Here is a 20483-nt window from a genome sequence, read left to right as displayed (position 1 = left end):
TTCATGTCGCGTATGAAATCTATCGCCGCGGGCATCGGCCTTGCGGCGCTTCTGACCACGACCGCCGCTTATGCCGGCGATCCGGCGAGCTGCAAGGCGGTTCGCCTGTCCGATGTCGGCTGGACCGACATCCAGGCCACGACGGGGCTGGCCTCGGTGCTGCTCACCGCGCTCGGCTACGAGCCGCAGACGATCCAGCTTTCGGTACCGGTGACCTATGCGTCGCTGAAGAACAAGGACCTCGATGTCTTCCTCGGCAACTGGATGCCGTCGATGACCAACGACATCAAGGACTATACTGCGGACGGCTCGGTCGAGACGATCAGCACCAACCTGACCGGCGCCGGCTATGGCATCGTCGTGCCGACCTATGTCGCGGATGCCGGCGTCAAGACGCTGACCGATCTCGGCAAGTTCAAGGACAAATTCAACGGCAAGATCTACGGCATCGAGGCCGGCAATGACGGCAACCGCATCATCCTCGACATGATCAAGAACCCGAAGGACAATCTCGAGGGCTTCGAACTGGTCGAGTCGTCGGAAGCCGGCATGCTGACGCAGGCCGAGCAGTCGATGAAGAACAATGAGTGGATCGCCTTCCTCGGCTGGACGCCGCACCCGGTGATGGGTGCCATGAAGATCACCTATCTCGACGGCATGGGCGACAGCGGCTTCGGCGCCGCCACCGTCTACACCAACGTGCGCAAGGGCTACACCACCGAATGCCCGAACGCCGCCAAGTTCATCGCCAACCTTAAGTTCAATCTCGATATGGAAGGCGAGATGATGGACGCGATCCTGAAGGGCGGCGATGCCCAGACGGTGGCGAAAGACTGGCTGAAGAAGCATCCCGACGCCATTGCGCCGTGGATTGCCGGCGTCACCACCTTTGATGGCGGGGACGCGGCTGCCGCCGTCAAGACCGCGCTCGGGAGCTGAGCCGCTTGGGACCGGCATGATTTCCGGAAAAGGGCAGCCCTTGAAGAGGCTGCCCTTTTTCATATGCCAGGAGACGTGAGAGGATGACCGCGCGGCAAGCGCGGCGAAGCCGAGAGGGGAAAGATGGATCCGATTTCGAAATTCCTGACCGACTACAAAATCCCCATCGGGCCGTGGGGCAAGGCGTTCTTCGGCTTCCTGACCGACAATTTCGACACCATCTTCCGGGCTTTTTCAAACGGGTTGAATTTCATTCTCGACGGGGCGGTGAACCTCCTGCTGATGGTCCCGCCGGTGCTTCTGGCGCTGGTCATCGCGATCGTCGCCTGGCTTCTGCAGCGCTCGCGGCCGCTCGCCATCGGCGTCTTCCTCGGCCTGATCTTCATCATCAACCAGAACCTGTGGAAACAGACGGTGCAAACGCTGGTGCTGGTCGTTGCCGCCGCCGCCATGGCCATGGCGATCGGCGTGCCGCTCGGCATCTGGGCCGCGCACAAGCCGAAGGTCTACCGCGTCATGCTGCCGGTGCTCGACCTGATGCAGACGCTGCCGACCTTCGTCTACCTGATCCCGGTGCTCACGCTGTTCGGCCTCGGCAACGCGCCCGGTCTCATCGTCACCATCATCTTCGTCATCCCGACGGCAGTCAGGCTCACCCATCTCGGCGTGGTCTCGGTGCCCAAGGCGATCATCGAGGCGGGCGAGGCCTTCGGCGCCACCAAGCGCCAGCTCCTGTGGAAGGTGGAGCTGCCATCGGCGCTGCCGACCATCATGGCGGGTCTGACGCAATCGATCATGCTGTCGCTGTCGATGGTGGTGTTCGCCGCCCTGATCGGCGCCGGCGGCCTCGGCACGGAAATCAACCGCGCGCTCGGCTCGCGCCGCATCGATCTCGGGCTTGAGGCGGGCCTCGCGATCGTTGTGCTCGCGATCGTGCTCGACCGCATGACCCGCATCGGCGTTGGAGGCAAGAAATGACCGTCGCGGTTGATTTCAAGAATGTGGACATCGTCTTCGGGGCCGACCAGGCAGGTTCGCTGGCGCTGATCGACCAGGGCGCCACGCGCGCCGAGATCCTGGAAAAGACCGGCAATGTGCTGGGCTGCGCCGGCGCCAGCCTCACCGTGCACGAAGGCGAGATCTCGGTGCTGATGGGCCTGTCCGGCTCCGGCAAGTCTACGCTGCTGAGGGCCGTTAACCGGTTGAACGTGGTGTCGCGCGGCCAGGTGCTGGTCAAGGACGGCGACCGCATCGTCGATGTCGTCACCTGCGACGAGGCGACCTTGCGGCGGCTGCGGCAGAAGCAGGTGGCCATGGTGTTCCAGCAGTTCGGCCTGCTGCCCTGGCGCACCGTCGAGGAAAATGTCGGCTTCGGCCTCGAGCTCGCCGGCGTGCCGGAAGCCGAACGCAAGGCGCGCGTGCAAAAGCAACTGCAGCTCGTCCATCTCGACCAGTGGTCGAAGAAATACGCCCACGAGCTTTCCGGCGGCATGCAGCAGCGCGTCGGCCTGGCGCGCGCCTTCGCCACCGAGGCGCCGATCCTTCTGATGGACGAGCCGTTCTCGGCGCTCGACCCGCTGATCCGCACCAAGCTGCAGGACGAATTGCTGCAGCTTCAGGCCGAACTGAAGAAGACCATCATCTTCGTCAGCCATGACCTCGAGGAGGCGCTGAAGATCGGCAGCCACATCACGATCATGGAAGGCGGCCGCATCGTGCAGACCGGCGCGCCGGAAGACATCGTGCTCAGGCCCGCCAACGACTATGTCCGCGACTTCATCGCCAACGTGAATCCGTTGTCGGTGCTGACGGCGTGGAACGTGATGCGCGACCGCCGCGACCTGGAGCAGGGCGAGGATGGCTGGGTGTGGCTCGACCGGCGCAAGACGACGCGCTTCAAGATCGACGAGCATGGCCTGGTGGCCGCGGCCGAGCGCGACGGCAAGCCGGCGGTGTGGGTCTCCTGCGCCGATGTCGAGCGCCAGCCGGAAGAGGGCGCTCAGGTGTTCTGGGCCAATCCCGGCACGCCGCTGAAAACGGTGATGCTCGCCATGCACCGCTCGCAGACGGCGCCGGTGGCGCTGTTCGACGAAGGCTCGCGCTTCGTCGGCGCGATCGGCATCCGCGACGTGCTGAGCGCGGTGCTGCGGCGATAGGCTTCTTCGCAGGCGTATAGCGCCCTGGCTGGGCGTTTTGCGTGCGGCTTGTCTTTCGCTTCCTTCGGGCGCAGAATCCACCTGTTGCGTGGCCATGCGCCAGAGGGGTGATGCCGACGTCGCGCACAGGGGTTCCAGGCGCGATAGCGCTGTCGATTGTCGCCGGGGTCTCGCTTGGAAACGGCGCGGCGTTCGCCCAAGATTTTGTCATCGGCAATGGCGTCATTGCCGGCCAGCAGACGATGAGCAATGCCGGTGATACCGGCCACGTGCAGGCAAACGGAGCGATCGAAACATTCGGCGCCGGCGTCGATGCCGTGCGGATGTTCAATTCGGGTCAGCGGCTGACCAATTACGGGCTGATCGCAACATTGGGCGGCGGCGCCGCCAATGTGCATTCGCAAGGGCCCGACGCGACCATCCTCAACAACGGAGCAATCCTGGCGATAGGCGATGGCTCGATCGGCGTCCTGTCGGAAGGCGGCCATGCGCAGATCGTGAACAACGGCTCGATAGAAGCGCTTGGCGTCGCCACATACGGGATCATCAGCGATGCTCCGGCCGGGCATGTGGATAACCGTGGCTTTATCGGCGTTTCCGGCACGGCTGCCGCAGGCATAATCGGCGATGGGCCGGACCTGACGGTGGACAACAGCGGATCCATCGAGGCCTATGGGACCGCGGCCGGAGGGATTCTGTGGCAGAGCAACGGGCTGCGACTCGATAATTCCGGGTCGATCGTTGTGTCGGGCCTGGCTTCGGTCGGCATCGGCGCCAGCGGCAATGACATCACCATCGCCAACAGCGGCACGGTCGATGTCTTCGGGACAGCTTCGACGGGTATCAGTGCGCTGTTCGGCAACGCCACGATCACCAATTCTGGTTCGGTGATCGTAGGAGGGCTGGGCGGTGTCGGCATTGCGGTCCAGGGCAGCAGTTCCGTCATCACCAATTCCGGTCGCGTCTTCAGCGACCAGAGCGTGGCGATCTATTTCGGCGCGCCCGACGCCACGCTGAACCTGTTGGGCGGGACGGCCATCCAGGGGCCGATCGTCTTTTCCGGCGGGGGCAACACCGTCACCTTCGGCCCTGGGCTCAACGCCGTCATGAGTTTTTCAGGAAGCGGCCTGCCGCAAACCATCCTCACAGGCGGCAGGCCGTTCGTGACGAGCGGCGACAGCGTGGCGGTGGTCGACATCACCGGGTTTGCGAGCAGCGGGCCGCTGATCGAGGACCTTGTCGACGGCATAGCCGGTGTCGCCGAGGCGCGTATGGCTGCCCCAGAGGACGGCTTGCCTGCGCTACGGAAAGGTCCGGACGCCTGGATCTCCACTTTCGGCGGGATACGCTCCCAGGGTGGTTACGGCGCATCGGCCGGGTTCAGCGAGGCGCTGGGCGGTGTGGTCGCCGGCGCTGAAAGGCGCTCGGGCGACGGCTTCCTCGGCGGCTTGTTCCTCGGCGGCGCCGCCGGGTCTACCGAGGTCGACGACGACGCGCAGGAGATCGTCCATCGCGGCGCGTTTGCGGGCGGCTATCTCGGCTATGACGCAGGTGCGCATTTCGCCGAGGCGGCGTTCGTCGCCGGCGTGCTGCAGGAGCGCAGCCGCCGCCATGTCGCGAACAATCTGGTGCTCGGCGGCATCGAAACGGCGCGGGCCGATTTCAACGGCGTTTTCCTGAGCCCCTCGGTCACGCTCGGCATGCGGCTGCCGGTGACGGCCGGCACGCTGATACCCAGCGTGCGGCTGCGCTACGCTGGGCTCTTCTTCGACGACTACACGGAGACCGGCTCGGACGGCGATCTTGTGGTCTCGCGGCGTGACGTCAACGTCTTCGAGGCGCGCGGCCAACTCGCGCTGGCGCTCGCTCCCGTCAGCACGCCAAGCCAGGCCTGGCAAACCACGCTTCGCACCGGGGTCGACGCGATCGCGCAAAACAGCGATGACGTTTCGGCAACGCTGCTCGGCCAGGACATCTCTTTTCCCGCGGGCGGCGAACAATTTGTGTTGCGCGGCTTTGCCGGTGCGGACGTCGCGGCGGAGGTGGGCGCCGGCATGACGCTCGATGCCGGCTTCGAGGTGGGTTACGGCAGCGACAATGCCTTCACTGTCAGGGGGGTAGCTCGTCTCAGCAAGGCTTTTTGAGACAGCTGACCGCCGGCCGGCGCCGCGTTTGAAGGGTGGCATTCCATCGCTATGGGAAGGCCGTCTACCGAATTATATATTTTTCGAAATCCATTCCGATTCCAGAAGCCCATGCAGTAGAATATTGCTACGGTCGGGAGGGCGATGCCCGGCGGTGAAAATGCAGCGGGGTATGCGACGATGATCTTCCGCCAGCTCTTCGATTCCGTCTCGGGCACCTACTCCTATCTGCTGGCCAGCCGGCGCGGCGGCGAGGCGCTAATCATTGATCCGGTGCTGGAGAAGGTCGAGCGTTACCTGCAATTGGTCAACGAACTGGATTTGAGGCTGGTAAAGGCGGTGGATACCCATCTTCACGCCGACCATATCACCGGCCTCGGCGCGTTGCGCGACAGGACGCATTGCGTGACCGTCATGGGCGAGCAGACAAAGGCCGACGTGGTGTCGATGCGGCTTGCCGACGGCGATAAGCTCGGCATCGAGGGGCTGGCGCTCGACGTCATCTATACACCCGGCCACACCGACGATTCCTACAGCTTCGTCCTGCCGGACCGGGTCTTCACCGGCGACACGCTGCTCATCCGCGGCACCGGCCGCACCGACTTCCAGAACGGCGATCCGCGCCAGCAGTATGAATCGATCTTCGGTCGCCTGCTCAAGCTGCCCGACGAAACGCTGATCTTCCCGGCGCATGACTATAAGGGCGAGACCGTCTCGACGATCGGCGAGGAAAAGGCCTTCAATCCGCGCCTGCAGGTGAAGTCGGTCGACGAATATGTGAACATCATGAACAATCTGAACCTGGCCAACCCGAAGATGATGGATGTGGCCGTGCCCGCCAACATGCGGGTCGGGCTGCATCAGGACGACATCGCCGCCCGCGGCTGGGCGGTGAGCGCCGAGCAGGCGTTGGCGCTTGTCGGGCGGCCCGACGTGGCGCTGATCGACCTGCGCGAGCAGTCCGAACGCGAGCGCCACGGCGTCATCCCCGGCGCGATCCATCTGCCCTATGCGCGGCTCCAGGAGAACATCATGGCCGGCGGCATGCTGCATGAGCTGGCCAAATCAACAGCCAAGCAGCTGCTGTTCTACTGCGCGTTCGGTGAGCGTTCGGCGATGGCGGTGCAAGCGGCGCAGGATGTCGGGATTTCCAGCGCTCGCCACATCCAAGGCGGCATCGACGCCTGGCGGAAGGCGAGCGGGCCGCTATCGCACTAGAGCGTTTCACCGTTTCACGGAAACGGCGATCCGCTCTATCCCTTTGTTTTTACGTAATTCCGGACGGAAAACCGCTCACACTTTTCCTGGAATTGCTCTAGCAACCGACTGGATTCAATTCAGTCCGATCAGCTTGGCGCCGTTGCGGAACAGAGTCTCCCCATCCCGGTCGAAGCGGAAGGTGGCGATGAAATCGTCGGCACGATAGTTCGGCAAGGTGCTGCGGATCGTGGCGGCGAAGGTCCGCGCCTCGTCATGCCGGCCGGCCAGCGCCAGGCAATGGGCGGCGATCGCCAGGATGATGACATGGGCGTTTGGCCTCGCGGCCGCCTTCAGCGCCCATTCGGCCGCCGCTTCGAATTCGCCCAGCCTTGCATGCGCCATGGCGCGCGCGCCCATCATGCCGAACAGCAGCGGATCGAAGGGGCTGAGGTGACGCGAATGGTCGGACGAGCCGATCGCCGATTGCGGGTCGCCCGACTGAGAATGGACGAAGGACAGCGCGTAATGGCCGAGCGCGAAGTTCGGGCTGAGGTCGACGGCATTCGCCAGCTCCAGCAGCGCGCCGTCCTGTTCGCCGCGCAGCCATAGCGCGCGGCCCATCGCCCAGTGGGCGGCGGGGTTGCGGTCGTCGACCAGCAGGCTCTGGCCGGCGCTTTCGAAGGCAAGCGCGGTCTCCCGATCGCGGTCGCCCCAGCGCTGGAAAGCGTTCTGCCAATGGGTGAAGGACATGCCGGCATAGGCGCGCGCGAAAGTGGGGTCCAGCTTCAACGCTTCGCCGAAGAAATGCTGCGCCAGCTCGTTTTCCTGGCGGGTGAAGCGATACATGTGCCAGAGGCCGCGATGGTAGGCTTCCCAGGCATTGAGCGAATTGGGCGCCTTCAGCAAGGCGCGGTTGCGCTCCACCGTCGCGATCTCGGCGGCAATGGAAGAGACGATGCTGTTGCCGATATCCTCGATGACGATGAAGATGTCGTCGGGCTTGTGCTCGAAGGTCTCGGCCCAGGCGATCCGCGCCGTGCGCACCTCGACGAGTTCGACCGACACGATGAATCGGCCCGGCAGAGACTGCACCGAGCCCGTCGCGACATAGTCGACATTCAGCCTGCGCCCGGCGTCTTCCGGCGCGATGTTCTTTTCGGCGAGCGCGAAGACCGAGCCGCGGGCGATGACGAAGAAATCGCGAAGCTTGGCAAGCCGCGTGATGATGTCATGCGTGAGGCCGTCGGCAAGCCCGCCACGGAAGCCGCCAGCGCCGGCGCTCTCGGCAAACGGCATCACCGCGAGCGAAGCCCGGCGCGTCGCCGCGGGCTCGGATTCGATCGCTCCAGCCGGCAGGTCCGGGGCCGGGAAGGGCGGCCCGGATCGGGCGCATGGCGTTGCGCCGGCGTTGCGGGCTCTTATCTCCTGCCAGGCCTCGCGCAACGGCGTGAAATCCAGCTCTTCCGAGCGGAACAGCTCCGCCGCCGTCACTAGATGCTCTTCGCCGGCGCCGAACTGCCCGCGCCGTGCCAGGTTCTCCAGCAGCGCCACATGCGCGCGGCCGTCGAAGGGCGCAAGCTCCAGCCATTTGTCGATATAGGCGCCGGCCTCGTCGGCTCCCCGCGGAAGAAGGTCGATGATGTGCTCCAGAACAGCGACATGGGATGCGCTGAAACGGCGGCGCTGCGCCGTCTGCCAGCTGCCGAAATGCGGGCTGCGATCGACTTCCAGCCCGTCGAGGAAGTCGCCCGCGAACAGTTGCGCAAGCGCCCGCAGACGGTCGAGGCTAAGCGTCTCGATCCCTTCCGCCACCGCGGCAGCGGCCACGACGGCATCGACGCTCATATCGCCGAGGCGAAGCGCCGCGGTGTCGCCTTCCGTCTCAATCCGGCGCAGGCCGGGTTCGTCGAGCGCTGCGCGCAGTTTGCTCAGGCACCAGCGCAGCTCGCCGCGCGGATCGTTGGGCACGTCCCAGAGAAGCTCGCAAAGACGGCTGCGGCTGACGGGGCGCGGCGCCAGCGCCAGATAGGCAAGCAGCGCGCGTAGCTTGCGTGACGAAGGCAGCGCGACGGGAACATCGTCGCGCATGATCGCGACCGGGCCGAGCAGCCGGATCGACAGGCGGGCTGCCTTGCTTTTCTGGGCCGACCAAACGGATTCCACGTCCGTTTCCACGCTCGCTCCCACGCTGACTGGTTGGTCCATGTTCTATCACCAAACACAACAGGGCGCATCTGGCGACGAGTTCTCGAGCCGGATGGGGCCTTTGCCGAATGTCGGCAAGCAACCTAACGCGGCAAGGTGTCGAAACCGCGCCGCCCAGTCCGCCGGTCTGTAACCGGCATGTGAGATTTCGAGGAGAGAGATCCATGTTGCATCAGTTGAAAATCAGGACCACGGCCGGGCGCGGCCGGCTGTTCGACAGCATTCTCGACACGGTCGGCGACACGCCGGTCATCCGCATCAACAATCTCGGGCCGGGTCACGCGACGATCTATGTGAAGGCCGAGTTCTTCAATCCGGCGGCCTCGGTGAAGGACAGGCTGGCGCTCAACATCATCGAGGAAGGCGAACGCAGCGGCAAGCTCAAGCCCGGCCAGACGGTCGTGGAGGCAACGAGCGGCAACACCGGCATCGGCCTTGCCATGGTTTGCGCGCAGAAAGGCTATCCGCTGGTGGTGACGATGGCTGACAGCTTCTCCATCGAGCGCCGCAAGCTGATGCGCATGCTGGGCGCCAAGGTTGTGCTGACGCCGCGCGCCCAGAAGGGTTTCGGCATGTACAAGAAGGCGGTGGAGCTCGCCGAGGCCAATGGCTGGTTCCTGGCGCGCCAATTCGAGACGGAAGCCAATGCCGCCATCCATGAGGCGACCACGGGCCGCGAGATCATCAACGATTTCGCGGGCTCAAGGCTGGACTATCTGGTTACCGGCTACGGCACGGGCGGCACGGTGACCGGCGTTGGCCGCGTGCTGCGCCAGGAACGGCCGGAAGTCAGGATCGTGCTCGCCGAGCCGGCGAACGCGCAGCTGATCGGCAGCGGCAAGGCCCAGGAGCGCGGCGCCGGCGGCGCGCCGGCCGCCAGCCATCCGGCTTTCGAGCCACATCCGATCCAGGGCTGGACTCCTGACTTCATCCCCAATGTGCTGCAGGAGGCGATCGACCAGCGCTACTATGACGAGGTGGTGCCGATCCCTGGTCCCGAAGGCATCAAGTGGGCGAAGGCGCTGGCGCAGCAGGAAGGTATCTTCACCGGCATCTCCGGCGGCGCCACCTTCGCCGTGGCGCGCCAGATCGCCGGTAAGGCCCCGGCGGGCTCGGTGATCCTGTGCATGCTGCCCGACACTGGCGAACGCTACATGTCGACGCCGCTCTTCGACGGCATCGAGGCCGAGATGGACGCCGAGGAGACGGCGCTGTCGCGCTCGACGCCCAGTTGCCAGTTCGAGGCCTGAGGACGATCCGCGGCGTCGTCCATTTTCGAGTGGCGACGCCGCGGTGATTGGCTGCACATTGGCCGATCTGGAAAGGGCTGCGGGAGAAATCGCATGGATAGCTTGCGGGAATTAACGGCCGCTGACGAAACGCTCGATCCGGCGGACTGGGCCGATGCGGAAGCGCTCTCGCACCGGATACTCGATGACGCCATCACCTATCTCAGGGATGTGCGTGAGCGTCCGGTGTGGCGCGAGATGCCGGCCGATGTGCGATCGTTCTTCAAGACACCCCTGCCGCGATCGCCGGCGCCGGTGGCCGAGGTCTATGACGATGTCGCCCGCAACGTCATGCCTTATCCGATGGGCAACATCCATCCGCGTTTCTGGTCCTGGTATATGGGGGCCAGCAACTTCACCGGCGCGATCGGCGATTTCCTGGCCGCGATCCAGGGGTCCAATCTCGGCGGCGGCAACCATGCCGCCGGCTTGCTGGACAGCCAGGTGGTCAACTGGATGAAGGAGATGATGGGCTTCCCGGCCTCGTCCAGCGGCACGCTGGTCAGCGGCGGTTCGATGGCCAACATCATCGGCTTGACCGTGGCGCGCAACGCCAAGGCCGGCGTCGACGTGCGCGAGCGGGGTGTCGCCGCTATGCCGAAGCCGTTGCGCTACTACGCTTCGGACCAGGTCCATTCCTGCCACCGCAAGGCCATGGAAGCGCTTGGCCTCGGCAACCGGGCGCTGCGGCGAATCCCGACCGACGCAGGGTTGCGCATCGACATCGGCGCGCTCAAAGCGGCCATCGCGGAGGATCGCGAGGCGGGTTTCAAGCCGGCCTGCGTGATCGGCACCGCCGGCACGGTCAACACCGGCGCGGTCGACGATCTGCAGGTGCTGGCGAAAGTGGCGGCCGAAGAAGACCTCTGGTTCCATGTCGACGGCTGCATCGGCGCGCTGATCGCGATCGCGCCCGAGAACCGATCGCTCGTCGCCGGTATCGAACAAGCCGATTCGATCGCGCTCGACCCGCACAAATGGCTGCATGCGCCTTTCGAGGCCGGCTGCGCGCTGGTGCGGGACGCGTCGGCCCACCGCAACACATTTGCCGTCACGCCGGAATATCTGGAATCGACGCCGCGCGGCCTTGCCTCCGGAGCGTGGCTGAACGACTACGGGCTTCAAACGTCGCGCGGTTTTCGCGCGCTGAAAATCTGGATGGCGCTGAAGGAGCATGGCGTCGAAAAGTTCGGCCGGCTGATCGACCAGAACATCGCCCAGGCTCGTTACCTCGCCGGACTGATCGAGGCGGAGCCGGCGCTCGAACTGATGGCGCCGACCACCATCAACATCGTCAGCTTCCGACACCGGCTTGATGACGGGTCCGAAGAGCGGCTCAAGGCGTTCAACACCGAGATCATGTTGAGACTGCAGGAAGAGGGCATCGCGGCTCTGTCCGACACGACCGTGCACGGCCGGCATTGCCTGAGAGTGGCGATCGCCAATCACCGCACGCGCCGCGACGATCTCGACCTGCTGGTGCGCGAAACGCTTCGGCTGAGACGGGAAATCGAGGCTGCGACGCTGCCGGATGAAGACAAGTGCGCCTAGGACGTGTCATTCGGGCAGGCCGGCCAGCCGCAGGGCCTCAAAATATTTGGCGAAATAGGCCGGCCTGATTGGCCCAACCCGGTGCTTGAGGTTGGAAAGCGTCAGTTCTGGGTCGAGCTGCCGCGAACGCGCGATATACTTGCTCGCGGCATCCCGCCTGCCGGCCATGGCATTGCTGGCGGCGGCTACACGCAGACCAGTAAGATAATATGGCTGCGCCCGTGAAGCCGCTTCCGCCAGCGGCCAGGCGGTATCGTAGCGGCCGGCCACGAAATGGGCGAATGCGGTGAAGGTCTGCATGAAGAAGGTCAGCGGATCGAGCGGGCTCAGCCGTCTTGCCCGCGACAGGTGCTCGATGGCGATGTCCGGATCGCCGTAGCAGGCCTTGAGGTAGCCGCTGGCGCTCCAGGCGGTGGCGCAGTTCGGGTTGAGCACGAGCGCCCGATCGACCAGCGCCGAGCCGGCCTCGTAGTCGCCGACGACGTAGCCAAGCGCCACACTGCTGAAGGCCAGCGCCACCGCATCGTCTTGACCGTGAATGACGACGTTGCCGACCAGGCGGGCGACTTCGGCGGTCTCCTGATGCCGGTTGGTCATCCAGCCATTTGCCATCCGCCAGAAATAGCACCAGGCGGCAGCGCCCTGTGTCGCGGCAAAGTCGGGGTCGAGCTCGATGGCCTTGTAGAACTGCGGCAGCGCCTCATCCAACCCCTCCCTCGTCCAGCGGTAAAGGCTCGTCATGCCGCGCAGATAGTGGTCATAGGCGTCGAGACTTTCGGTAGGCTTGCGCTTGGCGCGGGCCATCTCGGCCTGCTCGAGCCGGGGCGAAATCGCGCCGATGACGCGGGAGGCGACGAGGTCCTGCAGTTCGAATACCTCCGACACGTCGCCCTCGAAGCGATCGGCCCAGAGACTTGTCCCCGCCGCCGCCTCGACGAGCTGGCCGGCCACGCGCAGCCGGCTGCCGGCCTTGCGGACGCTGCCTTCCAGCACGTAGCGGACCCCAAGTTCGCGGCCCACGCGGGTGACGTCGACCGCCCGGCCCTTGTAGGCAAAGGCGGAATTGCGTGCGATCACGAACAGCCAGCTGACATGCGACAGCGCCGTCGTGATCTCCTCGACGACGCCGTCGGTGAAATAGTCCTGCTCGACGTCGCCGCTCATGTTCTGGAACGGCAGGACTGCGATCGACGGCTTTTCCGGCACCGAAACGGCAGGGCGCGGCGCCTTCATTTCCTCGGACGTGCCGCTGTCAGCTACTGGCTCCTTCGGCGCCATGTCGGGCGCTTCGATCCGTTCGACCAGCGCCCGCGTCGCCTCTTCGGGTTCGACGCCGAGCTCGCGCTTCAGGGCTTCCCTGCAGGCCAGGAACTGGCGGAAGGCGTCGTTGGTCTTACCGCGGTGGTGGAAGATGCGGATCAGGGCGCGGTGGGCCTGCTCGGCGCATGGGTCGAGCGCCACCAATCTTTCGGCCAATGCTTCGCAGGCCTGTTCCTCGCGTGCGTCCCATCCCGGCAAAAGGCTAAGCCGCTCGGCCAAATCCAGCGCCTTGCGCGTGTAGTTCGCCCGAAGCGGCGCAAGCCATTCGTCGACCTCGCCCGCGAAAGACAACCCGTCGAGCAGATCCCCCCGGTAGAGGTCGGCAGCAGCCGCAAGGTTAGTGCCGTCTTCGGCCTGCCACGCGCCGTCGAAAACCCAGATGTCAGCCTCATCGGCATCCGCCGCCAGCCAGATGGTGTCGGCATTGCCTTCGACGCGAATGGCGGCGTCGCCGGTTGACGGAAACAGCCGCCTTATGTCGACCAGGGCCTGGCGCAGGCTGTTTCGCGCTTGTTGCTCGCCGCTACCGGCCCACAACATCGCCGCCACCCTCTCGCGGCGAAGGCCCTTGGGACCGGCCAGGACGAGCGCGGCAAAGAGCAGCGACGTCTTGCGCGTCGCGAAATGCAGAGGTTGCCCGCCTGCGGAGACAACCTCGATGCCGCCAAGCAATCGGATATGCACCCCGGCCCCCTTGAAAAAGCCCTGGGCAGAATATCACGTCCTGCATTCGACTTAACGACGATTTAGCGCGGTTTTTCCCGCGCTTTCACGCTTGGATGAACATCGGCCAAGCGCGCCGGTGGAACATTGCCTTCGTGAATTCGAACGAGGGAGAATGGGAATGGCGTATATCAGCATCAGAACCTTCCACCCCACCACCCGGCTTGCCGGCACGTTTGCCACCAATATCGCGATGGCCTTCGCTGGGCTCCAGCGCCGATATCAGGTTGCAAGGCGGCGTCGGGCTTTGGCCGGGCTGTCGATGTCGGAACTGAAGGATTTCGGCTATCCAGTCGATGAGGCTCCCGCCGATATCGCGGCGCGCGACCGCATTGTCAGGCGTCGCGCGCAGCAGTGAACCGCTTGCGAGTAGGCGGCAGCGGGAATAGATCTCAACCAGCCGCCAGCGCGGCGCCCGGCAGATAGAGCATGATCGGCCGGATCTCGTAGACGGCGGAAGGGTTGACGCGCTTGAGATCGCGCGCGGCAGCGATAGCTTCGTCCTGGTCGGCGCAGTCGAGGACATAGAGGCCGAGCAACTGTTCCTTGGTCTCGGCAAAGGGACCGTCGATCACCATGCCGTCGCCGGGACCGCGCAGCGTCACGGCCTGTGCCGTCGCGCCGAGCCTCGCCGCCGGGCCGAGCTTGCCTTCCCGGGTCAGCCTGTCGTTGACCTCGAGCAGGTCCTTCATCAGTGCGGCATCCTCGTCTGGTGTCCATGACTGGACGGTGTCTTCGACGTGGTAGGCAAGGATGGCGTAAAACATGGGGGCGGATTCCTCGTGCAGAAACGGGCGCACTATCACAAGGAAGAGGTTATCGATCCAGTACCGGCGTGGAACCGGCAACCGCCTGCTGACTCAAGCTGCCACCGGCAGCCGCAGCTCCGTCAGTAGGCCGCCGCCGGGGTAATTGGAAAGAGCGACCTCGCCGCCGGCGCCGCGGGCGATGTTGCGGGCGATGGTGAGGCCGAGGCCGAGGCCGCCGGTGGTGCGGTTGCGCGATTCCTCCAGCCGCACGAAGGAGCCGAACACCGCGTCAAGTTTCGCCTGCGGGATGCCGGGGCCCTCGTCGCGGATCGAGAGCGTGATCGTGTCGCCCGTTCGCCGCACGCCGAGATGCGCTTTCTTGCCGTAGGTCACCGCGTTCTGGATGAGATTGGTGATGCAGCGGCGCAGCGCCACCGGCCGCGCGATGCAGATCAGGCCGCGCGAAGGCGTCGCATCCTCGTCGAAGGATGCATCTTCGAAAGAGTCCGCCACCGATTCCACCAGCGACCAGAAATCTATCCGCTCGGCCTTTTCCTCGGTCACCTCGAATTTGGCGAAGTCGATGACGGAACTCGCGATGCTTTCGATGTCGGCGAGGTCGTGCGCCAGCGCCTCGCGCGCGGGCGACCTGCGCAACAGTTCGAGGCGGAGCCGCATGCGGGTAAGCGGCGTGCGCAGGTCATGCGCCAGCGCCGCCGCAAGGTGCTCGCGGTCCTCGACGTAATCGCGCAGCCGCATCTGCATGGCGTTGATCGCCTTCGCCGCGGCGCGGATCTCGCGGCTGCCGCTCTCTGAGATCGGCGGGCTTTTCAGGTCGTTGCCGATACGCGTCACCGCCGTTTCCATCATCCGGTAAGGCGCGGTCAGCCGGCGCAGCGACCAGATCGACATGATGACGATCAGACCGGCGATCAGCGAGTAGAGCGGCAGGCTGTCGAGGCTCAGGATCGGCCCCGCCGGCGTGATCGGTTCCGTGAAATTCAACCATTGCCCGTCGGAAAAACGCAATGATGCCGTCAGCTTGTCGCTCTGCGCGAAATCCGCGGCGAGGACCAGAAGGTCGCGTTCGACCTGGCCGACATCCTTGTTCACCGCCTGACCGTCCGGGACGTCGGCCTCCTGGGTGGCCGGATCGCGCCGCACGCGCGCATCGGTGATGCCGAATTTCGACAGGCGCCCGACCAAGATGTCCTCCAGTTCGGCCAGCTCGTCGTCGCCGGCGATCGAGGAGGTAACGGCGGGCGTGTCCGAAACCGTCAGCGCATAGGTCGAGTTGAACAGGCCGGACGCGGTCGCCTTGCGCTCTTCGGGCGTGGCGTCGTGCATCAGCTGCACGAGCGAATAGGCGCGGTCGTTCAACCGGTAGAGATCGACGACACCGTTGGCGGCGGCGCGGTCGCGTGCCACGATGTAAAGCGTCGCCACCTGGCTGAGCATGAGGCCGGCAATGACGATGAGCAGCACCCAGGCAGGCAGGGTCTGCGGCAGAAAGCGTCTCATTCGGACGTTGTCTCGGGCAGGAACTGATAGCCGCCGCTGCGCACCGTCAGGATCAGTTTCGGCGTTTTCGGATCGTCTTCCATTTTGCGGCGCAGGCGGCTCACCAGAATGTCGACGCTGCGGTCGAAGCTGTAGCCGGTGTCGCCGCCGGAGAGCTCGATCAGCTGCTCGCGGGTCAGCACGCGTCCCGCGCTCTTGACGAGGGTCTGCAACAGGTTGAACTCGGCCATAGTCAGCTCTACCCGCACATCGTCGGGGGCCGTCAGGCGGCGGCGGGCGCAGTCCATCGTCCAGCCGGCGAAGCGGTATATCTGCTTGGCGACGGGGCGGCGCGGCTCGGCGCTGCCGTTGCGCCTCAGCACGGCGCGGATGCGGGCCAGAAGCTCGCGCGGATCGAAGGGCTTGGGCACATAGTCGTCGGCGCCCATTTCGAGACCCACAACACGGTCGGTCGTCTCGGTGACCGCGGTCAGCATGATGATCGGCGTGGTGTAGTTGGCGCGGATCTCGCGGCAAAGCTCGAGTCCGCTCCTTCCGGGCAGCATCACGTCGAGAACGATCAGGTCCACCGGCGTGCGGCGCAGGACCGCCTCCATCTCGGTGCCGTCACCGGCTACCGTCGTGTGCAGCCCGCGCTTCTGGAAAAACTCTTGCAGCAGGTCGCGTATGCCCTTGTCGTCGTCAACGATCAGTATGTGTGCGTCCGATTTCACTCGAAACCTATGATTCTGTTAGCCGGGCGTCCCTTCGGCGATCTCTCACACGATAGAATTCGGGCCACATCTTGGCCAGTGGGCGCGATCGCCGCGCCGGTCGGGTTCCCCAGAAACAATCCAGAAACAAAATTCTACAGTCGAGAAAAACTGCTGAAAAATTTCAAGGTCATAACCGGTGCCGTGGCGGTCAGGTCATCGGCTGCGACGCAAGTTTCCGGAGTAACGGACGAGACCAATGCAGAGGTTCTGGATCAGCGTGATGGGTGCTTTGCTCAGCATATCGCTCATCACAGCAGCGGCCGGCGCCTCAACCGCAAAGGTCGCGCCACCGCTCACCCGGACCGAGCGCTGCACCAATCTGAGCCGTCAGGTTGACGAAGCCCTCGAAACCCATGCCGCGGCAACGCAGGTCACTGCGGCGAAAGCACTGCAAAGAAAGGGAGACCGGTTCTGCGCCAACAAGAAACAGGCACAGGGTATCCGGATGCTCGCAAACGCTTTGAAGCTGCTTGGAGTGACACCGATCGATCCCGTTCAGTGACGCTCATCAAGATCTGCAAGAAAAAGGAAATGAAGCCATGAAGAAGTCCATCCTCTCCGCCCTCGGCCTCGGTGTTGCCCTCGCTTTCGCCATGCCGGCTCTCGGCAACGCCGCCGCCACGACGACCGCTGCTCCGGCTGCCTCGACGACCACGACCGCTCCGGCCGACGCCACGGCCAAGCCGGTGAAGAAAGTTTCGGCCAAGAAGACCGTCAAGAAGCACAAGAAGGCCGACACGAAGAAGGTCGTCAAGAAGACCGAGAAGAAGGACGCCCCGAAGACCTGATCCGGGCTTCGACATCATCCTGCAAAGCCGCTCCGGCTCAGGCCGGGGCGGCTTACGCGCGACGGAAGCCTTCTCGATCGGCAAGTTTCCGCCGCGCACCATTAACCTGATTGCAATGCCGGTGCTGTAGGACAATCCGCATGAAGAAGCGGTTTTCGTCCCTGATGCGTTGGCTGACACTCGGCGGCCTGATCGTCACCGCGGCCGCGCGATCGTTGATCATCTTTACCGCCAGCCCCGTGCTGGATCCAGCCAGCGGCAGGACCGAGCCAGAGCTGTTCGCTCCGCTGATCTCTTCAAGCTTCGACTACATCACGCCGGCGCAGTCCTGGATTCTTCTCGTGCTGACCGGCTCGACGATGATCGGCTTTGCCGCCTGGATGCTCTTTGCGCTGCTGGAGCGCGGATCGGGCGGCCCCGACAGGTCGCGCACGGCCGGGCGGCAGGGCCGTTGACCGGCAGCCAGCGCTTCCCCACATAGTGTTGATCGCCCTGGCCTTGTCGCCGTTGCGCAGTCAAATGGACGAGCGCGTTCCCGCGTGACAAAGTGATGTGAAACCCAGTTCATCGCTGGTGGATTCCGATGCCCGAAACCGTCATCAAACCCCGTGTCAAGGCGCAGCCGAAGACCGAGCGGCCGAAGCTCTACAAAGTCATCCTGATCAATGACGATTTCACACCGCGCGAATTTGTCGTTACTGTGCTCAAAGGCGAGTTCAAGCTCAGCGAGGACCAGGCGCATCGTGTCATGATCACGGCGCACACGCGCGGCGTCTGCGTCGTTGCAGTGTTCACCAAGGATGTCGCCGAAACCAAGGCGACGCGGGCGACCGATGCCGGCAAGGCCAAGGGCTATCCGCTGCTGTTCACCGTCGAGCCGGAAGAGTAGGGTCTTTTCCCTCGCCCCGTTTACGGGGAGAGGGACAGCGAGGCCGGCTTGCCGGCCGCGCAGGGTGAGGGGTAAGGCAAGCGCCGATCTCTAATTGCAAACGTTGGCGCCGCCCCTCATCCGCCCTTCGGGCACCTTCTCCCCGTGAACGGGGCGAAGGAAGAGCTACCGCCCTTCGCGATACCACATCGAGCCGATGGCGAGCAGCAAGAGGCCGAGGCCGAGAAAGCCGCCGAACAGCGGCACGCGCGATACGGCCTTGAGCGTGCTGTCGTCGGTGGTGCGCAGGCCTATCCAATCGTCACCCGAAGCCGCCGCCGAAGAGCGGATCGGCACGATCGACGGCAGGGCCACGCCGCCGGCGAGATTGGCGAGCGTGGATGACGGCGCCAGCCGCCGCACGCTGCCGCCCGTCGCTTCGGCCGGCGCCTTGAGCCTGTCCTCTGTCGAGACCACGTCCTGGAATTCCGGCGCGTTGACCGGACCGACATGGGCGAGCGCGGTGAGATCGCCATTGCCGATCTGGTAGAGTCCGATCTCGCTGGTTCGCAGGCTGCCGGTGAAGATGCCGGGCTCGGCTTTCTCGAGCTTCACCGTCATCGTCTTGCCGGAGGGCGTGATCACCTGGGCGGGGCCCGGATCGTCGCTCATCGACTGGCGGCGGATCTCCAGCATCATGCCGCGGCCGTCGGCCGTCAGCCGTTCCTCTTCCAGCTCCGGCTCCTTCATCAGCCAGTGGGCGATACGGCGATAAAGCTGCACATGCGGGCCACCGCCCTCGAAGCCACGCGCCCACAGCCAGCCTTGGTCCGACAAGAGCATGCCCACCCGGCCTTCGCCCTTGCGGTCGAGCAGGAGCAGGGGCCGGTCGTCGGCGCCCTTCATCACCACTTCGCCTTCCGGATTCTTGACGCCGATGGTGCGGAACCAGCGGCTCCAATGCGGCGGCTCGCTTGCCGAGCCGTCGAGCCCGCGCGTCACCGGGTGGCGCTGGCCGAGATCAGTCAGGCGCGGATAGAAGGCCTTGTCCACCACTTCGCCGGTCGGCATGGCCGGCAGCGCGGCGTTGAGCGGCGTGCGGGCGATGGAGTTCTCGCCGGCATATTCGGGACCCGCGGCAATCAGCAGCGCGCCGCCCTTTTCGACATATTCGGAAATGTAGTCGTAATAGAGGATCGGCAGCACGTCGCGGTGCTGGTAGCGGTCGAAGATGATCAGGTCGAAATCCTTGATCTTCTCGACGAACAGCTCGCGCGTCGGGAAAGCGATCAGCGACAGCTCGTTGATCGGCGTGCCGTCCTGCTTTTCCGGCGGGCGCAGGATGGTGAAGTGGACGAGATCGACCGACGCGTCCGACTTCAAAAGGTTGCGCCAGGTACGTTCGCCGGCATGCGGCTCGCCGGAGACCAAGAGCACGCGCAGGTTCTCGCGGATGCCGTCGACCAAGGCGATCGCCCGGTTGTTGGCGTCCGTCAGCTCGCCGGGCTCGCGGTCGATGCCGAGCTGGACGATGTTGCGGCCGGCATTGGGAATGGTGACCGAGAGCTTCATCGGCTGGCCGACCGTCGCGTGCTCGACCGAGACCTGCTCGCCATTGACCGAGACCCGCACATCCACCGGGGCGCCATTGCCTTCCGTCGAAATGACGCGGTAGGTCATGTCGAGCGGCTTGCCGACGAGGCCGAAGCGCGGCGCGTTCTCGAAGCGGATGCGGCGGTCCTTCTCATGCTCGCTGCCGGTGATCAGCGCATGCAGCGGCGCGTTGAATTCCGGCGTTCCGCCAGATGCATCATGCACCTCGCCGTCGGTGATCATGATCGCGCCGCCGATGCGCGACGGCGGCACGTCGCGAAAGGCGCCTTCCAACGCGCTGAACAGCCTGGTTTCGGTGCGTTCGTCGGCGGCTTCGGACTTGCCCGCCTCGACGACGCGGACATCGAATTGCTTGAAGCGGCCAAGACGCTCCTGCATCCCGGCCAGCGCCTCGTCGGTCTGCGTGGTGCGGTCGCCGATATCCTGGCTCTGGCTGCGGTCGACGATCAGCGCGACGACGCTCTTCAGCGCCTCGCGCTCCTCGGCGAGGAACACCGGGTTGAGCAAAGCCGCGGCAAGCGCGAGCAGCGCGATGAAGCGCAATGCCGATCCGCGCTGGCGGAACCACAGGCCGACCAGCGCCAGCAGCAGCAATGGCACGAAGAGCAGGCCGAAGAGCGGCCAGGAGACGAGCGGTTCGAAGGAAATCGACCAGTTCACG

The 20483-nt window shown here is 64.9% G+C and carries 18 protein-coding genes; 12 read left to right on the top strand and 6 right to left on the bottom strand.

Features of this window, described 5'->3' with window-relative positions; genetic code table 11:
• Nucleotides 1-3 precede the first annotated feature (3 nt).
• From EJ068_RS06350 to EJ068_RS06330, 5 genes are all read left to right on the top strand, one after another.
• The gene (locus EJ068_RS06350; protein WP_042640272.1) at nucleotides 4-939 is read left to right on the top strand and encodes a choline ABC transporter substrate-binding protein; all 936 of its coding nucleotides are present in this window, start codon (nucleotides 4-6) and stop codon (nucleotides 937-939) included.
• Between the two features lie 123 nt (nucleotides 940-1062).
• Entirely contained in the window at nucleotides 1063-1917 is an 855-nt protein-coding gene (choW, locus tag EJ068_RS06345; protein WP_042640270.1) for a choline ABC transporter permease subunit, read from the top strand.
• Complete coding sequence (choV, locus tag EJ068_RS06340) at nucleotides 1914-3095, top strand: choline ABC transporter ATP-binding protein (RefSeq protein ID WP_126081621.1); 1182 nt, start codon at nucleotides 1914-1916, stop codon at nucleotides 3093-3095. The genes choW and choV overlap by 4 nt, the downstream gene beginning before the upstream one ends.
• Before the next feature lie 110 nt (nucleotides 3096-3205).
• The gene (locus EJ068_RS06335; protein ID WP_127250748.1) at nucleotides 3206-5239 is read left to right on the top strand and encodes an autotransporter outer membrane beta-barrel domain-containing protein; all 2034 of its coding nucleotides are present in this window, start codon (nucleotides 3206-3208) and stop codon (nucleotides 5237-5239) included.
• A gap of 180 nt (nucleotides 5240-5419) precedes the next feature.
• On the top strand, nucleotides 5420-6457 hold the full coding sequence (locus EJ068_RS06330; protein ID WP_127250749.1) for an MBL fold metallo-hydrolase: 1038 nt from the start codon (nucleotides 5420-5422) through the stop codon (nucleotides 6455-6457).
• A gap of 114 nt (nucleotides 6458-6571) precedes the next feature.
• Here EJ068_RS06330 and EJ068_RS06325 read toward each other — a convergent pair whose 3' ends face one another.
• Nucleotides 6572-8527, bottom strand: coding sequence for a transcriptional regulator (locus EJ068_RS06325; RefSeq protein ID WP_127250757.1), 1956 nt, complete (start codon nucleotides 8525-8527; stop codon nucleotides 6572-6574).
• Between the two features lie 281 nt (nucleotides 8528-8808).
• On the opposite strand from EJ068_RS06325, the gene EJ068_RS06320 reads away from it, so the two are divergent.
• Nucleotides 8809-9894: a pyridoxal-phosphate dependent enzyme gene (locus tag EJ068_RS06320; RefSeq protein WP_127385987.1), complete on the top strand. Its 1086-nt coding sequence runs from the start codon at nucleotides 8809-8811 to the stop codon at nucleotides 9892-9894.
• A 93-nt stretch (nucleotides 9895-9987) separates the two neighbouring features.
• Entirely contained in the window at nucleotides 9988-11484 is a 1497-nt protein-coding gene (locus EJ068_RS06315; RefSeq protein ID WP_127250751.1) for an aspartate aminotransferase family protein, read from the top strand.
• A 6-nt stretch (nucleotides 11485-11490) separates the two neighbouring features.
• Here the strand turns inward: EJ068_RS06315 and EJ068_RS06310 are convergent, their stop codons facing one another.
• Nucleotides 11491-13488 (bottom strand): BTAD domain-containing putative transcriptional regulator, encoded by a 1998-nt coding sequence (locus EJ068_RS06310; protein ID WP_127250752.1) that lies wholly within the window; start codon nucleotides 13486-13488, stop codon nucleotides 11491-11493.
• Nucleotides 13489-13648: 160 nt separating this feature from the next.
• On the opposite strand from EJ068_RS06310, the gene EJ068_RS06305 reads away from it, so the two are divergent.
• Nucleotides 13649-13885: a hypothetical protein gene (locus tag EJ068_RS06305; protein ID WP_127250753.1), complete on the top strand. Its 237-nt coding sequence runs from the start codon at nucleotides 13649-13651 to the stop codon at nucleotides 13883-13885.
• 34 nt (nucleotides 13886-13919) lie between these two features.
• On the opposite strand, the gene EJ068_RS06300 is transcribed toward EJ068_RS06305, so the two are convergent.
• The 3 genes from EJ068_RS06300 to EJ068_RS06290 all read right to left on the bottom strand — a co-directional run bounded on the left by EJ068_RS06300 (nucleotide 13920) and on the right by EJ068_RS06290 (nucleotide 16510).
• Nucleotides 13920-14294 (bottom strand): YciI family protein, encoded by a 375-nt coding sequence (locus tag EJ068_RS06300; protein WP_127250754.1) that lies wholly within the window; start codon nucleotides 14292-14294, stop codon nucleotides 13920-13922.
• 93 nt (nucleotides 14295-14387) lie between these two features.
• Nucleotides 14388-15797 carry an ATP-binding protein gene (locus EJ068_RS06295; protein ID WP_127250755.1) on the bottom strand — a complete coding sequence of 470 codons (1410 nt, stop codon included), beginning with the start codon at nucleotides 15795-15797 and terminating at the stop codon, nucleotides 14388-14390.
• Nucleotides 15794-16510 carry a response regulator transcription factor gene (locus EJ068_RS06290; protein WP_126081630.1) on the bottom strand — a complete coding sequence of 239 codons (717 nt, stop codon included), beginning with the start codon at nucleotides 16508-16510 and terminating at the stop codon, nucleotides 15794-15796. Before EJ068_RS06290 ends, EJ068_RS06295 begins: the two co-directional genes overlap by 4 nt.
• A 238-nt stretch (nucleotides 16511-16748) precedes the next feature.
• On the opposite strand from EJ068_RS06290, the gene EJ068_RS06285 reads away from it, so the two are divergent.
• The 4 genes from EJ068_RS06285 to clpS all read left to right on the top strand — a co-directional run bounded on the left by EJ068_RS06285 (nucleotide 16749) and on the right by clpS (nucleotide 18229).
• Nucleotides 16749-17054: a hypothetical protein gene (locus EJ068_RS06285; protein ID WP_126059731.1), complete on the top strand. Its 306-nt coding sequence runs from the start codon at nucleotides 16749-16751 to the stop codon at nucleotides 17052-17054.
• 37 nt (nucleotides 17055-17091) lie between these two features.
• A complete protein-coding gene (locus tag EJ068_RS06280) occupies nucleotides 17092-17340 on the top strand; it encodes a hypothetical protein (protein WP_126081632.1) in 249 nt (82 codons plus the stop codon).
• A gap of 140 nt (nucleotides 17341-17480) precedes the next feature.
• Entirely contained in the window at nucleotides 17481-17795 is a 315-nt protein-coding gene (locus tag EJ068_RS06275; RefSeq protein ID WP_245463350.1) for a hypothetical protein, read from the top strand.
• Nucleotides 17796-17923: 128 nt separating this feature from the next.
• Entirely contained in the window at nucleotides 17924-18229 is a 306-nt protein-coding gene (clpS, locus tag EJ068_RS06270) for an ATP-dependent Clp protease adapter ClpS (protein ID WP_042640247.1), read from the top strand.
• Nucleotides 18230-18394: 165 nt separating this feature from the next.
• Here the strand turns inward: clpS and EJ068_RS06265 are convergent, their stop codons facing one another.
• A complete protein-coding gene (locus EJ068_RS06265; RefSeq protein ID WP_127385988.1) occupies nucleotides 18395-20482 on the bottom strand; it encodes a hypothetical protein in 2088 nt (695 codons plus the stop codon).
• Nucleotide 20483: the final 1 nt, after the last annotated feature.

The organism is Mesorhizobium sp. M2A.F.Ca.ET.043.02.1.1, assembly GCF_003952405.1.
In the GTDB taxonomy this organism is placed as follows: domain Bacteria; phylum Pseudomonadota; class Alphaproteobacteria; order Rhizobiales; family Rhizobiaceae; genus Mesorhizobium.
The sequence above is the reverse complement of the archived record's forward strand: the minus strand, read 5'-3'. Positions and strand labels throughout refer to the sequence as shown.